General features: G+C 62.4%; 11 protein-coding genes. 1 reads left to right on the forward strand and 10 read right to left on the reverse strand.

From position 1 onward, the window contains the following. Positions 1-38: 38 nt before the first annotated feature. The 3 genes from Q0478_RS06575 to hslV form a co-directional block, all read right to left on the reverse strand. The gene (locus Q0478_RS06575) at positions 39-1,661 is read right to left on the reverse strand and encodes a thiamine pyrophosphate-binding protein (RefSeq protein ID WP_298677379.1); all 1,623 of its coding nucleotides are present in this window, start codon (positions 1,659-1,661) and stop codon (positions 39-41) included. A gap of 138 nt (positions 1,662-1,799) precedes the next feature. Continuing rightward, positions 1,800-3,110, reverse strand: coding sequence for an ATP-dependent protease ATPase subunit HslU (gene hslU / locus Q0478_RS06580; protein WP_298677381.1), 1,311 nt, complete (start codon positions 3,108-3,110; stop codon positions 1,800-1,802). A gap of 116 nt (positions 3,111-3,226) precedes the next feature. Beyond that, entirely contained in the window at positions 3,227-3,784 is a 558-nt protein-coding gene (hslV, locus tag Q0478_RS06585; protein WP_298677384.1) for an ATP-dependent protease subunit HslV, read from the reverse strand. Between the two features lie 98 nt (positions 3,785-3,882). Here hslV and Q0478_RS06590 point away from each other — a divergent pair, with 98 nt between their 5' ends. After that, the gene (locus tag Q0478_RS06590) at positions 3,883-4,776 is read left to right on the forward strand and encodes a hypothetical protein (protein ID WP_298677387.1); all 894 of its coding nucleotides are present in this window, start codon (positions 3,883-3,885) and stop codon (positions 4,774-4,776) included. Positions 4,777-4,823: 47 nt separating this feature from the next. Here the strand turns inward: Q0478_RS06590 and trxA are convergent, their stop codons facing one another. The 7 genes from trxA to Q0478_RS06625 are packed head-to-tail and all read right to left on the reverse strand — an operon-like array spanning position 4,824 to position 15,268. Beyond that, positions 4,824-5,144: a thioredoxin gene (trxA, locus tag Q0478_RS06595; protein WP_298677389.1), complete on the reverse strand. Its 321-nt coding sequence runs from the start codon at positions 5,142-5,144 to the stop codon at positions 4,824-4,826. 39 nt (positions 5,145-5,183) lie between these two features. Continuing rightward, the gene (addA, locus tag Q0478_RS06600) at positions 5,184-8,579 is read right to left on the reverse strand and encodes a double-strand break repair helicase AddA (protein ID WP_298677392.1); all 3,396 of its coding nucleotides are present in this window, start codon (positions 8,577-8,579) and stop codon (positions 5,184-5,186) included. Continuing rightward, a complete protein-coding gene (gene addB / locus Q0478_RS06605) occupies positions 8,576-11,542 on the reverse strand; it encodes a double-strand break repair protein AddB (RefSeq protein ID WP_298677395.1) in 2,967 nt (988 codons plus the stop codon). Before addB ends, addA begins: the two co-directional genes overlap by 4 nt. Beyond that, positions 11,526-12,215, reverse strand: a complete 690-nt coding sequence (locus Q0478_RS06610) for a nucleotidyltransferase family protein (RefSeq protein WP_298677399.1) — start codon at positions 12,213-12,215, stop codon at positions 11,526-11,528. Before Q0478_RS06610 ends, addB begins: the two co-directional genes overlap by 17 nt. Continuing rightward, the gene (locus Q0478_RS06615) at positions 12,191-13,213 is read right to left on the reverse strand and encodes a phosphotransferase (RefSeq protein WP_298677402.1); all 1,023 of its coding nucleotides are present in this window, start codon (positions 13,211-13,213) and stop codon (positions 12,191-12,193) included. Before Q0478_RS06615 ends, Q0478_RS06610 begins: the two co-directional genes overlap by 25 nt. After that, positions 13,210-13,680, reverse strand: a complete 471-nt coding sequence (tsaE, locus tag Q0478_RS06620; protein WP_298677574.1) for a tRNA (adenosine(37)-N6)-threonylcarbamoyltransferase complex ATPase subunit type 1 TsaE — start codon at positions 13,678-13,680, stop codon at positions 13,210-13,212. Before tsaE ends, Q0478_RS06615 begins: the two co-directional genes overlap by 4 nt. A 40-nt stretch (positions 13,681-13,720) precedes the next feature. Further along, positions 13,721-15,268, reverse strand: a complete 1,548-nt coding sequence (locus Q0478_RS06625) for a PAS-domain containing protein (protein WP_298677404.1) — start codon at positions 15,266-15,268, stop codon at positions 13,721-13,723. Between the last annotated feature and the right edge of the window lies 1 nt (position 15,269).

Consider the following 15,269-nt stretch of genomic DNA (forward strand, 5'->3'; position numbering starts at 1 on the left):
GCGGTGCGCAGTAAATGCGCACCCTACGGGGCGAGCCCTTAGATCCGCATTCGGGGGACATCGTGGGGGTCGAGCATAAGCTCGATGAGCAGGGGTTTGCTGCGCTGGGGAAGGGCGGCCAGCGCGGTTTCCAGCTCTTCGGCTGAGGTGACCTTATGGCCTTCGCCGCCCAGAGAGTTGGCAATATCGGCGAAAGAGGGCCAGTGAAACTCGGTGAGGGAGGGGTCCATTTTCTTGTCAAGGAACTGGATGTGCTCGGCGCCATAGGCGGAGTCATTGGCGACGATCACGATCAGGTCGAGGCCGAGGCGGACGGCTGTGTTGAACTCGTTTATGCCGCCCATCATGAAGCCGCCATCACCTGTGAAGAGCACGACAGGCCGCGAGGGCGCAGCGAGGCCCGCGCCGACGGCTTCTTGCAGGCCGATGCCGATGGAGCCGAAGTTGGTTGTTGCGACGAAGCTGGCGGGGCCCGCCACGGAGATGCGCACCCAGACCTCTGTCATGAAGCGGCCCCCGTCGGTGAGCAGGACCCGGTCTTTGGGCAGGGCCTCTTCCAGCCGCGTGAGGGCGTGGATGTAGTTGATGCAGCCCGGCGCGGTTTTGTTGGGGCCAAGGGGGTGCTCAGTGAGCTTTTCGATATCGAGATCGTTGGTGAAGCCGCTGGGGGGGATCTCGGCCTCGTTGAGCCAGTAGAGGATTGTTTCGGCGGTGAGAGCGGCATCGGCGACAAGGGCAGCGTCGGGGTGTAAGCCGCCGCCGATGGCTGTTGGCTCCACATCGATCTGGATGATGCGTTTGTCTTTCATCAGCTTGCCGCGGTCTGTGGTAAAATCATGCAGGCTTGTGCCAAAGCAGATGATGCAATCGGCGGCTGCGATCAGCTCGTAGGCGGCGGGGGTGCTCAGCGTGCCGAAAATGTCGATGTTATAGGGGTGATCGTTGAACAGCCCCTTGGCCTTCAGCGTTGTGGCGAGAGGCGCTTGCAGCCTGTCGGCCAGACGGATGAGCGCCTCGCGGGCCTTCACAGCGCCGGCCCCGGCCAGGATGAGCGGGCGGCGGGCAGAGGCGATCATACCGATGGCGTTGTCGAGAATTTCGCCTTCGGCCACCCCGCCCGGTGCGGTAAACACATCGAGCACGCGGGGTGTGTGCGCGGCCTCTTGCCACATGAAATCGGCGGGCATGTTGAGCACAATGGGCCGCCGCTCGACCTGTGCGCGGTAAAAGGCGCGGGCCACATCCATGGCCACGGTTTCGGGTGTGCGCATTTGCTCAAAGCCTGCGCCTGTGGCCTTGACCACCTCGCGTTGATCAACGCTTTGAAGGTGGCGCGGATTGGAAACCGGTGTGTCACCGGCGAGCAGGACCATGGGAATATGGCCGCGCGCGCCCTCTGTGAGGGCTGTCATGCAGTTGGTCAGCGCGGGGCCATGGGTGACGGTGGCCACGCCTACCTTGCCCGCGACATGGGTATAGGCCAGCGCCATGAGCACCGAGCTGCCCTCATGTGCGGCGGGCACGAAGCGGCCGGCGCGCTCGCGCACGAAGGCATCGACCATGAAGAGATTGGCATCGCCCATGAGGCCGAAGAGAGTTGTCACGCCATGATCGGCCAAGGCCTGGGCGATGTTTTGGTAGACGTGGCTTTGGGTTGGCATGGCCGGGCTCTCCTGTTGCGCTGGGCGCAAGGATAGCGCAGGTGGCCTGCGAAAAATGCGCATAATGAGGCATATAAGCGCGTTATTATGCGAAGAAATTACGAATTTTTAGGCAAAGGTGCGCAATGAATGCGCACCCTACAGGACGTAGCCGGAGAGATCGGAGGATTTCATCAGCGCGCCGAGGTGTTGCTCGACGAAGGCGGCATCGACGGTGACGCTGTCTCCCGAACGGTCGGGCGCTGTGAAGCTCAGCTCTTCAAAGACGCGCTCAAGCACGGTGTAGAGGCGGCGCGCGCCGATGTTTTCCACTGTGGCATTGACCTCGGCGGCGATCTTGGCAAGGGCCTTGATGCCCTCTTCGGTGAAGCTGACGGTGACCTCCTCTGTCGCCATGAGGGCGGTGTATTGCAGGGTGAGGGCGTTGTCTGTTTCGGTGAGAATGCGGACGAAATCCGCCTCGGTGAGCGCGCGCAGCTCGACGCGGATGGGCAGGCGGCCCTGAAGCTCTGGCAGAAGATCAGACGGTTTGGCAATGTGGAAGGCACCTGAGGCGATGAAGAGGATGTGATCGGTCTTCACCGCACCGTGCTTTGTGGAGACGGTTGTGCCTTCGATGAGCGGGAGCAGATCGCGCTGCACACCCTCGCGGGAGACATCTCCGCCGCGGGCGTCCTTGCGCGCGGCGACCTTGTCGATTTCGTCGATAAATACGATCCCGTTTTGCTCCACAGCTTCCAGCGCGACCTTGGTCACCTGTTCGTCATCCAGCAGCTTGTCGGCTTCCTCGGAGATGAGCACGGCGTAGCTCTCGGCCACTGTGAGCTTCTTGCGGGTGGTGCGCCCGCCCATGGCCTTGCCAAAGAGCTCGCCGAGATTCATCATACCCATCTGGCCACCCGGTTGGCCGGGGATGTCGAACATGCCGCCCATCGGGTTGGAGGTATCGGCGACATCAAGCTCGATCTCCGTATCATCAAGCTCGCCGGCCTTGAGCTTTTTGCGAAACATCTCGCGCGTGCCTTCGCGGGCATCTTCACCGGCAATGGCGGTGATGACGCGCTCTTGTGCGGCAGTGTGGGCGCGGGCTTTCACATCTTCGCGCATGTGCTCGCGGGTTTGCAGGATGGCGGCATCGACAAGGTCACGGATGATCTGCTCGACATCGCGGCCGACATAGCCGACTTCGGTGAACTTCGTTGCCTCGACCTTGAGGAAGGGCGCGCGCGCCAGCTTGGCGAGGCGGCGGGAGATTTCGGTTTTGCCGACACCTGTGGGGCCGATCATCAGGATATTCTTTGGGTAGACCTCATCGCGCAGATCTGAGGGCAAATGCTTGCGCCGCCAGCGCGAGCGCAGGGCCACGGCAACCGCGCGCTTGGCATCGGATTGGCCGATGATGAAACGGTCGAGCTCGGAGACGATTTCGCGGGGGGTGAGGTCTGTCATGGTTTGGTCTCGCTTCTTTGGAGGGGTTGCGCCGCCTTTGGCGCCGCGGTGGAGGGGGCGCTGCCCCCTCTGCCTTCGGCATTCACCCCCGGGGTATTTGAGGCAATAAGAAAGGGTTAACCTTTGATGGTTTCGACTGTCAGGTTTCCGTTGGTGTAGACGCAGATATCGGCGGCGATGGCCATGGCGGTGCGGGCCACGTCTTCGGCGGATTTAGGGGTGTCCATCTGGGCGCGGGCGGCGGCGAGGGCGAAGTTGCCGCCAGAGCCGATGGCGGCGACATTGTGCTCGGGCTCCAGCACATCGCCAGCGCCTGTGATGACGAAGAGTTCTTTTCCATCAGATACCAAAAGCATGGCTTCGAGCTTTTGCAGGTATTTGTCTGTGCGCCAGTCTTTTGCGAGCTCCACGCAGGCGCGGATGAGCTGGCCGGGGGTGGCTTCGAGCTTGGCTTCCAGGCGCTCAAGCAGGGTGAAGGCGTCAGCCGTGCTGCCCGCGAAGCCGACGAGGACATCATGCCCGCCTGGCGAGATGCGGCGGACCTTGCGGGCTGTGCCTTTGATCACGGTTTGGCCGAGGCTGACCTGACCATCGCCTGCGATGACGACTTCGCCGTCTTTTTTGACGGCGACGATCGTGGTTCCGTGCCATCCGGGGAAATCTGATTGGGACATGCGGGCCTCCTTGGACATGGGCGAATATATGGCGGCTGGGGCGGGGAAGCACAAGGTTTGGCTTGTTTGGCGGGGCGCGGAGGGCTAGCACTCTGGCCATGAGTGAGGCTGTGACGATTTATCTGGCGCCGGATATGAAGGCGAGCGCCGAGGCGGGAGAGCATAACTTTCTGGCCAAGGTGGCGGCTGTGTTGCGCGCTGGCGGGCTGGACCTGCGCTACGCGAAGGAGGCGGAGCGCGAGGGGCACGCGGGCGGGCGCGCGCTTGTGCATATGTGGCCGCCGATGAGCGCTGAGACGCTGGTGATGCGGCGGGTCTATGCCTATCCGTTCTGGGCGATTGAAGCGAGTGACAAGCGCTGGGAGTGGGATGTGGCGCGGGCCGATTTCGTGCCCGAGGCTGTGGAGGCCGGCAAGGCGGCGCGCTTTGTTGGCAACTGGCGCAAGCGGATGTTTGGCGCGGCGAAGGCCAGCCGCGAGGGCTATGTGTATGTGCCGCTGCAAGGGCGGATCGGGGAGCGGCGCTCGTTTCAGGCGCGCGCGCCACTGGAAATGATCGAGGCGCTGTTGGCAGCGGAGGCGCGGCGCGATGTGGTGATCGGGCTGCACCCGAAGGAGGCTTATTCGGCGCAGGACATGGCGGCGCTGGAGCGGCTCACGCAGCGCTTTTCGCGGGTGCGCGTTGTGATGGGGCAGATGGAGCGCTACCTGCCCGCCTGTGACTATGTTGTGAGCCAGAATTCGAGCGCGGCCTTCTTCGGGTATTTCTTTGCCAAGCCCGCGGCGCTTTTTGCGCAGATCGACTTTCATCATATTGCGGCGAATGCCCATGTGTTGGGCGTGGAGGAAGCGCTGCGGCGTGTGCCGGAGATGCGGCCTCCGTTTGAGCGCTACCTGTGGTGGTTCTGGCAGGCGCGGGCGATCAATGCGGGGCGGCCCGAAGCAGAGGCGCAGATTGCGGCGCGGTTTCGCAGGCACGGGTGGATCGCATAAAAAACCCCGCCGGAGGGCGGGGCTTTTCTTTGGCAGAGAGCTGCGGCTTAGAGCGCGTCTTCGATCCAGCTTTGAAGCTGTGCCTTGGGGCGCGCGCCAGAGAGGTTTGACACTGGCTCGCCGCCCTTGAAGACGAAAAGCGCAGGGATGCCGCGCACGCCCATGGCGGCGGCGGCGTTGGGGTTTGAGTCAACATCGACTTTGACGATTTTGACTTTGCCTTCCATCTCGGCGGAGAGCTCTTCGAGCGCCGGGCCGATCTGTTTGCAGGGGCCGCACCATTCGGCCCAGAAATCCACCACTACGGGGATATCTGAATTTTTGACTTCGGCGTCGAATGTGTCGTCTGTGACAGCAACAGTGGCCATGGGGTTCTCCTAAAGGGGTTTGATGTGCTTGCGCAGAACCTAGGAAGCTGGCGGCAGATCGTCAAGGTATCGAGTGTCTTGATAGGCCTTCCTCACGAGATCCTGAGGCAATGTCATGAGGTCAGCGGTTTTGGTCCAGAGAATGGCTGTCTGCACCTGGTGATCCGGATAGATCAGCGCGAGCGCCTCGCTATAGGCACCCATTTGGCGCAAGATGCCAAGTGGCGTGTCTTCGGGGCGGGGCGGCACGGCGGCGTTTGTCTTGAAATCAACAGCAAGAACATGACCTTCGCGCACCAGGAGCTTGTCGACGGTGCCGTGCAGGCGCTGGCCGAGTGTGGCGCTGGGGGCAGTCAGGGCGACTTCACTGAGAGTCTCTTTGGCAAAGAGCTGCGCGAGTTCGGGCCGGGCCAGAACAGTCTCTATTTCTGCCAAAACAGCGCTGTTTTCGGAGGGCGTATCAAAACTGGCAAGCAAGGTTTCCGCCAGATTTGCGCGCGCGGCGGGTGTGGCCTTGGGCAAATGTTCCAAAAGGAGGTGGACCTTGGTTCCGTAGCGCTTTGCGGCCTCTTTCTCTTGCCCTGTTTGGCTTGCGAGCGCCTTTGCGCCGGGCAAAGCGGAGGCTGATATGCACTTGGGCCGTGGCGCGCCTGGAGGGGCGGGACGATCACTTGTAAGGTAGGCGGGCAGGGTAAAGGGCTGATCGGTGACGGAAGCCGCTGGCGTGTGAGAGAGGGCTGACCAATCGCCTGTTTCGAGCCGCTGGATGATCTGATCTGGCGTGTTAACCGCGACAAAGGGCAGGGTTTGCGCTGCTGTGCTGATGGTGTGATACCAGCTGTCGGTGGTTTTTACCTCGCCCGCGGCGGCGATGATGAGCCATTTCTCGGCACGAGTCATGGCGACATAGAGCAGGCGCTCGCGCTCGGCCTGTTGGGCTGCAAGGGCTGTGCTGACGGCCGCCTGGATCAGGGGGGGCATGTCGTCTTTGCTGTGTTTGTAAGCAATTGTATCGTCCAGCGGCAGGATCTGGCCTTTGAACTCGTTTTTGCGGTCGGCCGTGTCGGGCATGATGACAACAGGGGCTTCGAGGCCCTTGGAGCCATGCACTGTCATCACCCGGATGCGCTGGCCGCCGGCTTCTATCTGGCGTTTGATTTCGGGGTCGTCGCTTTCAAGCCAGCTGAGAAAGCCGGTGAGCGAAGGCACTGCGCTGTGCTCGTATTTGAGCGCTTGGGTGAGAAAGGCATCGACAGCATCTTCGGCCTCATAGCCCAGCCGGGCGAGGATATTCTGGCGGCCCTTGTGCTTGGTGAGCAGGCGCTCGATCAGATCATAGGGGCGCAAGAAATCGGTGACGCGGCGCAGATCGTTGAGGATGGCCAGCGTTTCGCCGTGTGTCTCTGTTTCGGCGCGAAGCGCCTCCCAGAGGTAGCCTTTGCGCTTGCTGGCAAGGGTGAAAAGCTCTTGCTCTGACCAGCCAAAAAGCGGCGAGCGCAGGGCGGCGGCAAGCGAGAGGTCATCTTCCTGCGTGGCCAGAAACCTGAGCAGGGCAGTGATGTCTTTGACGGCAATTTGCTCGCCGATTTTGAGCCTATCGGCCCCTGCCACCTTGAGGCCCTCGGACTTGCAGGCGCGGATGATTTCGTGAAAGAGCGCGGAACGTCTTTGAAGCAGGATCAGGATATCGCCCTCATGGAGGGGTCGGGCCTGCCATTGACCGTTGGTTGTCTCGGTGGGAATGAGGGTGTTGGCGTCGATCATCTGACGCAGATTGCGGGCGATCTGCGCCGCCAGAATGGCCACAGGATCATCGGGGGTGAGAAGGTCGAGGGGCTCATACCAAGGCAGATCATCGGCCTTTGGGCCCTTTGGCACGGGCGGCCAGATATCGACTCGGCCCGGCATGGTGCGGTGAAAGGCGATGTGTTTTTCCTCGGGCGCAAAACCTGACTCACCACGTTGCTCGAAGACCGCATCAACCGTGTTGAGAATGGCCGGCGAAGAGCGGAAGGAATAGGCCAGATTGCGGTTGTGCAGCGGCTCTTCATGGAGCGAGAGCTTTTCCTGAAAGGCGGTTTGCATCCGATCGAACTCGGTCGCATTCGCGCCTTGAAACGAATAGATCGATTGCTTCTTATCGCCGACCACAAAGATTGTGCGGGGTTTTTCGCCCTGCGCGCCTTGGCCAGAGGTGATTTCGCGGGCCAGCTCCTCGATCACGGCCCATTGCGCGGGCGAGGTGTCTTGGGCTTCATCGACAAGGATATGATCGATCCCGCCATCAAGGCGATAAAGCACCCATTCGGCCACCTGTGGGTTGGTCAACAGGGCCAAGGTTTTTAGGATCAGGTCGTCAAAATCGAGCCACCCGCGCGCCTCTTTGGTTGCGGTATAGCGGGCGAGGAAGGCGCGCGCGAAGGCGTGCAGCGCGCAGGTGCTTTCGACAGTGGCCAGGGCGATACGGCGCGGGCGCGCCGCTTCGACACGCAAGATGAGCGCCTCGATTTGTGGTGCAAGATGGTCGAGCGCATTTCGGGTGTCTTGGCTGGCGTAATCGGAGAGCTTGGCGCGGAAGGGAGGCTTTGTGCCGCCGCCTGTGAGCAGGGCGGATTCCAGCCTTTTCAGGTTGGCAACATCGGTGCCGTCAATGCTTGCGAGCTTGGGGTAGAGCAGCTTGATGTCGTTTGGTTTGCCTTTGGCCACCACCGGGAGCATCTGGGCGATCAGTTCGGTTTCGCCACCGAGAAAAACCTCGGCCAGAAGGCTTTCGCGCGAGAAGTTGGCGGGAATTCCAAAACGCTCGCAAAGCTCTTCCCGCGTGAGCTCATTGGCAAATTTGGCCTTGTTAGAGACAATATTCGCGGTGAATTTCTCAAAATCATTGCCGCCAAGCCGCGCCAGAACATCCAGCATCAGCGTGGCTTCGTGAGACTCTGACATCTCGTCGACAATGCGCGCGCGCAATTGGGCCGAGGTGCGTTCATCCAGCTCGGTGAACTGGGGCGTGACACCGGCCTCCAGCGGGAAGCGGCGCAACAGCGACGCGCAGAAAGAGTGGATGGTCTGAATGCGCAGGCCGCCCGGTGTTTCGATGGCCTTGGCAAAGAGCCGGCGGGCGTTGCTGTAATAGCTTTCGGAAGCACCGGGAGAGCTGCCCAGCTCGGCCAGCTCGGTTTTCAGCGCGGCATCGGGCTTCATGGCCCAGGCGCCGAGGCGCTTGAGCAAGCGGTTTTGCATCTCGGAAGCGGCGGCCTTGGTATAGGTGAGGCAGAGGATATTCTGCGGATCCACCCCTTCCAGCAGGAGCCGGGCGACACGGTCTGTGAGAACGCGGGTCTTGCCCGAGCCGGCGTTGGCGGACAGCCAGGTGGACGCCTGCGGGCGGGCGGCATCTATCTGGGCAATTGTGGCCTCGTTGGGTGCGGTGCTCATGTCAGAACCTCCGGAGTGGGCGCATCGGCGCTGCTCCATTCGCCGTAGCGGGCGAGATGATCATAATCGCCCTCATACTCCTCGCTCTGGATGGCGCGGCGAGAAGGGTAGCCCTTGTCGGGCGCAAAGAAGGCGAGGATCAGCGCTTTGAACTCACTCAGAACGGTGGCCGTGTCGTATTCCTCGGGCGCAAGCATGTTTTCGCCTGCGCTTGAGCCAAGGCCGATATAGGCAAGCTTGCCAACAGGCTCTGCGGGCACGGCCTCAAATGCGCCTGCGCTGGCCATGAGGGCCGAAAGCGGGAGCTGCTTGTCAAAATACTTGCGCACCGCCTTGTTGGGGGGCGCGCCGGTTTTGTAATCATAGATCGCCAAGCTGCCATCTGAGAGGATATCGAACCTGTCGCCCTTGCCGGTGAGGGTAAAGCCGATGTCGGGGAGCTCGAGCGCGCCCTTGGCCTCGGCCCGCAGAAAGCGCGCGTCGTGGGCGCGCTTGGCTTCCTCGGTGAGAAAGCCGTCAATGACGCTTTCAAAGCGGGCCAGCCAGATCAGCCGCGCTGCGGGCCAGGGCACATCGCGTTTCAGAATGTCGCGGGCCAAAGCGCTCAGCTTGGCGCGGGTGCGCAGGGAGGGATCAGCGCTGGCGGTTTTGACAAACTCTTCCATAACGGTGTGCAGGGTGATGCCGCGCAAAAGCGCATCGGGCATTTTTTGCAGCGGGTTGAGCGGCTCCAACCGCAGGATATAGCGCGCATAGATGGCGTAGGGGTCGCGGATCAGTGTCTGGATCTTGGTGAGAGACAGGCTGCGCGGGCGTGTGGCCACAGGAGGACAAGGCGCAGGGCGCTGCGCGGGGAGTTTCTCTTGCTCGGGCGCGTCAATTTGCTTGGCATAGGCGAGCCATTCTGCCGCGCGCCCCTGCATGGTTTTGAGCGCGGCCTCTCCCCGGCCTTGGGGCAACCCTGCGAGCAGATTTGTGAGCCGGATCAGCCAACGGGAGGGGACTGTTTCGGCATCGTCGGATTTGCTGGCGCGCGTGAGCCAGACTTCCTTGGCGGCCACCGCTTGTTGGAAGTCATGGGCAGAGAGGCCAATCCGCCGCTCGGGCAGCAGAAGGCCCACCTCGCGGCGCATTTTCCGGTTGAGCCACGGGTCGGGCGCGGGGGCCTCGGGCCAGCTGCCCTCGTTGAGCCCGGCCAGGATCAGAAGATCAACACCCTGAACGCGGGCTTCCAGCGTGCCCCAGACGAGAACCCCCGAATGGGACGCCTCGCTGCGCCGCACCTCGCCCGACGAGAGAGAGGAGTCGATCAGGTTCGCATAGTCAAAATGGCTCATTTCGCCGCCCGAGGCTGCGCAGCCGAGCAGGGTTTGAAAAAGCTTTTGCGCCTCCTGGCCATCGTCTTTTTGCCAAAGCGGTGTTGGCCCGCCAAGCGGGCCGCAAGCCAACGCTTCGGCGGTTGCGATATGGGTTTGCAAGAAGGCTTCCAGCGGCGCTTCCGCAGCAAAGCCTTCGGTAAAAAAGCTGCCAGAAACCCAATCTGCCCAGAGGCGCGCGGCCTCGTCTTTATGCGCGGCCCCCCAAGCGGCAAGCGTGGCGGTATCGGGCATGGGAATGCCATTGGCACGGATATAGAGCTCCAGCTCGCGGGTATAGCGCAGATGCGTGCCGCGCTCGTCAAGGGCGTTGCAGAGCGGGTGCTTGAGCAGCGTGACAAGCGTTTCGGCGGTGAGAGGTTGGGGTGCGAACACCTCAAGCACATGCCGCAAGAAGCGCCCAGCGGGCGAGAGGTGCAGCGGCTCTCCGGCGCTGTCATCGGGGGTCAAACCCCAGCGGGCCAGCGCGGCTGTCACCTGGCGCGAGAGTGTGCGATCTGGTGTGATGAGCGCGGCTTTCTGGCCCTGTTCGGCGGCCTGGCGCAGGCGCAGCGCGATGGTCAGGGCTTCTTCGCGCTGGGAGTTGGCTTCCAGCAAGGTCATGTTTTCGGTGGCGTCCGCAGCGATCAGGGCCGTGGCCGGGCCTTCAGCGATCCATTGGTCGGTGACAGGCGCCGGGCGCAGCGCCAGCGAAACCAGCTTGTTGCGGGCCTCGGAGGGTGCGGCACCGGCGGGCCAGGGCTGCACATCCTGCGGGGCGAGGCCAAGGGCCGTGAGCAACGCGTGAAAGCGGTATTGCGGATGATCTTCAGAGAGCGCGCTTTCGGGGAGCTTGGGCCAAGCGCCATGGGCAAAGGCAAAGTCAAACCCCGGCAGCACGACAGCCCCGAGGGGCAGCCGGGACACCGCACGCATCAGCGCAGCGGTGAGGCCGCGCGAGCCGGTGGAGCCTGCAATGATGATCGGGTCTTTTGGCGGCGCGGCGTTCCAGCGGGCCATGAGCGCTTCGCTAATCAGGCGGTTGCGGGCGGCAGTGGTGAGGCCGGGGCGGCGGGCAGCATAGCCATGAACAATTTTCAAAAACGCCTGCGTGCGCTGCCAATGACCTGACTCATCGCTGATATCGAGCGCGGAGATGGTCTCGGGGGCAACGCCTTCCTCGTGCATTTCCGTCATCAGGGCGGTGAGGCTGTCTGCAAGGTCAAAGGCGGCTTCGCTTGGGGCTATGGCCGCATGGTCGGCGCGGTTTTTCTCGCTTTCGATCAGCTGGCGGATGATCACCGAGAGTTCCAGCTTGGTTTGAAGGGCTGGCTCGGCGGGTGGCAGGGGGCTGAGCGGATCAAGGGCGGCCAGATCGGAGATGAGCGAGATGCGCGGCAGGAGCAGCGCGCCGCCTTCATCAAACAGTTCGCTGACGCGCCGGGCCATGCGGCGGGTGTTGAGCACGAGCTGCACCCGGGCCAGCGCCTCGGGCGGCTCGTTTGCATAGGCCGTGCGCAAAGCCTCAACCAAGGCGCGGGGGAAATCTGCCCCCAGCGGCGTGCCGTAGAGTTGCGGTGTCTCAGAGCCGTTAAAGAGCGCTGGCATCAAGCATCCTTTCGGCGCGGGTGATGCCTTCGGGCGAGCCGACATCGCACCACTTGCCGCTGTAGGGCAGGCCATAGAGGCGACCTGAGGCGAGGAGCTTGTCCCACACGAGATTGAGCGAGAAGCTGCGCGCGGGGATGTCTTCTGTCAGCTCGGGTTTGATGATTTGTGCGCCGGAGAAGACGAGCCCCGCGCCGCGCGTAAGCTGGCCTGAGGGGGACATGAGAAAGTCGCCTGTGCCGGTGTGGCCCAGTGCATTTTCGCGCGGGATAAGCAGGAGGAGCGCGTCCATTTCCTCAGGGTTCCAGGCGGTGGCGAGGGCTTCAAGCGGGTTGGGGCCGCGCCAGAGCGCATCACAATTGAGCGTGAAGGCGGGGCCTTTGCCCAGCGCCGCACGGGCGTTGCGCAGCCCGCCGCCTGTTTCGAGAATATCGGGGGTTTCCGTGAGGGTGGTCACATCGCGCCCTGCAAGGTGTTTCTCAAGGAGATGCGGGAGGTAGTGCAGGTTGACCACTGTTTTGAGGCCCAGCGGCGCGGCGAGGGCCAGCGTGTGGTCGATCAGGGCTGTGCCAGCGACCTTGACCATCGGCTTGGGCTGATGCGCGGTGAGCGCGCCCATGCGGGTGCCAAAGCCCGCGGCGAAGATCATCAGGGAGTTTGGGCTGTTGCGCATTTGACTTTCAACTCTCTCAGGAGGGCATCGGACGGGGCGGGCAGATCGGCCAAAAGCTGCGCGCGCAGGGGCGCGAGGACGGGATGCGCCAGATCGCGCATGAGGTAGCCCCAGACGCGGGGGATGAGATCAATGTAATGAGGTTTGCCCGCAAGGAGCGAGAGGCGGGCGAAGACACCAAGAATGCGCAGATTGCGCTGGGCGCCGAGGAGGGCGTAGGCGGCTGTGAAACCTTCGCGGTCTTGCCCGCTGGCGCTGATGTAATGCGCGAGCATCGCCTGTTCGGTGGCGCGGGGCACATCGCGGCGGGCGTCTTGCAAAAGTGAGACGAGATCATAGGCAGGGTGGCCAAGCATGGCATCTTGAAAGTCAAGCAGACCGACACGGGCAGGGCCACTGCGCGCGGGCAGCCAGAGCAGGTTTTCGGCGTGATAATCCCGCTGGATGAGAACGGTCTGATCGGGGCATTCTGAAGCGAGCAGCGCCTCGAACCGATCTTTGAACGCGGCGGATTTCTTGGCGAGCCTTTGGGTGTCTTGCGCCCCATACCAGCGGTAGGCGAGGGCGGCCATCTCGGCCATCACCGTGGCGTCATAGCGGGCGAGCTGCTCTGGCGGGGGGCTGGCGTGCAGATGCAAGAGCACCTCTGTTGCAGCCGTGTAGAGTTCGGTTTCCTGGGCGGGCGCGGCTTTGACGACCCGGGCAAAGAGATCATCACCCAGATCTTCGAGCAGCAGGAAACCATGGGCCGTATCCGAGGCAAGGATTTGTGGCGCAGACAGGCCGAGGCTGGCCAGATAGGAGGCAATGGCCATGAAGGGGCGCACATCTTCGTCCTTCTCGGGCGGCGCATCCATCAGAACCGCGGGCAGGCCCTCGGCCGAAGTGAGCCGTTCGTAGCGCCGGTTGGACGCATCGCCGGCGAGCGGCGCGCGGGCGGCGTTGCCCCAGCCAGAGGCATCGAGAAAAGCGGTGAGAAGGGCGTTTCTTTCGGTCATGTGAGAGCCATATCGTTGAGGAAAGACCAGCGGGCGGAGCCGGACATATGCAGGCGTCTTTCGGTATCTTTTGCGCCGAGGTCAAGCCGCAGCGTGAGTGCGGATGCGGGCCGCAAGCTGCCGAGGCGGTCGGGCCATTCGATGAGGCAGATGGCCTCTTCAAAGGCCTCTGTCAGTCCGAGCTCTTCCAGCTCGGACGGGTCTGTGAGGCGGTAGAGATCGGCGTGCCAGAGTTCCACGGCGCCTGCGTCATAGGTTTGAACCAGTGTAAAGGTTGGCGAAGGGACATCCTCAGGCACGGGCAGGCGCGACTGGATGAGTGCGCGCGCAAGGTGAGTCTTGCCCGCACCGATGCCCCCTTCCAGCAAGAGGGTGTCGCCCGGGCCAAGCCTGCGCCCGAGCGCCGCCGCGAAGCGCGCAGTGGCGTCTTCGCTGGGTAAAAGAAGGGTAGAATTCAGCTGCGCCATGGGGTGAAGATGACGGTTTGACACCGCCGCTGCAAGCGCTTTAGGTGATTGGAGAGGGGCTTTTGGCTGGCGTGGGGGCCGTATCGGGAAGCTGTGAGCAGCGCAGGGTGATCACCGTGGCGTTGCCATCGTGCACACGCAGCTCAAAGCCCAGCTCGCGCCCATCGGCGAGGGTAAAGCTGCCTTCCTGTTCGCTGCCTGTGCGCAGGCGCGCGGAGAGCGTGTTGCGCACGGTTCCGGGGCTGAGCCTGTCTTTCCAAAGGCGCATGATCGAGGGGAGCGTATAATCCTTGGCGGAAGACCCTTGGGGCAGGCCGATAAAATCGAGGAACGCCCGGTTCCAGAAGGCGATGGAGCCGTCACTTTCAAAACAGACCACAGCGTCTCTCTGGGCTTGCAAGGCGGTGTCACGCAGCTCGACTTGGCCCTTGAAGCGCTTGGTCAGGGACATCTCGACGCTGATATCTTCGATCAGGATGGCGATGGCCCCATCGGGGTGGGGGCGGCCCACGATCCGGTAGGTGACGCCATTGGGGAGACGCCAGATTTCTTGATACCGCCCATCAGCCGACTGGACGACAAGATCAGCGATTTGCCGCCGCCAGGATGAATAATCCTTGGGCTCGGGCATGATCCTGTTGTCGCGCAGCCTGTCAAAGAAAGCCTGGATGTTGGGCTGTCCGGAGAGGAAATGGGCCGGCAGGGACGTGAGATCAACCAGGGCCGGGTTGAAGAGCACGAGCCGCCTGTCGCGGTCAAATATGGCCAGTCCGGTTGAAAGCTGCGCGAAGGTTTTGGCAAGCGTTTGCACAAACTTGCGCTGGGTGGTTTCCGCCGCGATCAGACCGTCAACATTGAAGGCGAAATGCAGCACGGTGTCTGTTGAAACCTGAACGCTGGAAATATCAAACCAATGCACCTCGCCATGGCCGAAGCCAACGGTCAGCGAGACCCGGGCTGTTGTTTCGCCCGGAGCCTTGAGTATGGCGGGATCAAAGATTTCAGAGGTGTCTTCGGTGGCTTTGCGGCGTTCTTTTTCCAGCGCCCTATAGGCCCTGTTTGTCCAGAAAATCCGGCCATTGCGTTTGGCCCACATGGGGTGTTCGAGCTTGTTCATGGCGTCATCGCGCAGATCAATATCGCGGCGGCGCAGAAAGCTCAGGTGTTTGTCGGCAAAGCTGATGGGGGCGGGATCTTCGAGGCTGATCAGGATATGCTGCCCCTCGCCCTCAAGGTGAACCATGGCAGAATCATCGGGAAAGCGGGAATGAAACGCATCACGGGTTGCAGGGCTGTGGTCATCCGGGAGGGTTTCGGGGAGGTCGGCAAAGCGTGGGGCCAAGAAGCTGCGCACCTTGGCCCAGGGCAGGTTATCACTGGTTTGCACATCAATGATCTCCAGCGCGGCCTTGCTTGCGCTGGTGCATTTGTTCTTGTCAAAGCGAAACCATGGGGCGTCAAAGGATGTCTTGTTGAGAGGCCGCTTTGGCGCCGTGCGCGCGGAAAAGAACATCAGCAGCAAGAAAACAACCGTGGCCGTTGCAAGCCCTGCGGTGAGGATGATCCATAGGTTTGAGTGATCTTCCATG

This window comes from uncultured Lentibacter sp., from assembly GCF_937123735.1.
In the GTDB taxonomy this organism is placed as follows: domain Bacteria; phylum Pseudomonadota; class Alphaproteobacteria; order Rhodobacterales; family Rhodobacteraceae; genus Lentibacter.

Excerpts from the sequence above, each read along its gene's own strand:
- Q0478_RS06615 (WP_298677402.1), bottom strand. The coding sequence starts at position 13,213 with ATGACCGAAAGAAACGCCCTTCTCACCGCTTTTCTCGATGCCTCTGGC.
- Q0478_RS06625 (WP_298677404.1), bottom strand. The coding sequence starts at position 15,268 with ATGGAAGATCACTCAAACCTATGGATCATCCTCACCGCAGGGCTTGCA.
- addA (WP_298677392.1), bottom strand. The coding sequence starts at position 8,579 with ATGAGCACCGCACCCAACGAGGCCACAATTGCCCAGATAGATGCCGCC.
- hslU (WP_298677381.1), bottom strand. The coding sequence starts at position 3,110 with ATGACAGACCTCACCCCCCGCGAAATCGTCTCCGAGCTCGACCGTTTC.
- Q0478_RS06610 (WP_298677399.1), bottom strand. The coding sequence starts at position 12,215 with ATGCGCAACAGCCCAAACTCCCTGATGATCTTCGCCGCGGGCTTTGGC.
- tsaE (WP_298677574.1), bottom strand. The coding sequence starts at position 13,680 with ATGGCGCAGCTGAATTCTACCCTTCTTTTACCCAGCGAAGACGCCACT.
- addB (WP_298677395.1), bottom strand. The coding sequence starts at position 11,542 with ATGCCAGCGCTCTTTAACGGCTCTGAGACACCGCAACTCTACGGCACG.
- Q0478_RS06590 (WP_298677387.1), top strand. The coding sequence starts at position 3,883 with ATGAGTGAGGCTGTGACGATTTATCTGGCGCCGGATATGAAGGCGAGC.
- trxA (WP_298677389.1), bottom strand. The coding sequence starts at position 5,144 with ATGGCCACTGTTGCTGTCACAGACGACACATTCGACGCCGAAGTCAAA.
- Q0478_RS06575 (WP_298677379.1), bottom strand. The coding sequence starts at position 1,661 with ATGCCAACCCAAAGCCACGTCTACCAAAACATCGCCCAGGCCTTGGCC.
- hslV (WP_298677384.1), bottom strand. The coding sequence starts at position 3,784 with ATGTCCCAATCAGATTTCCCCGGATGGCACGGAACCACGATCGTCGCC.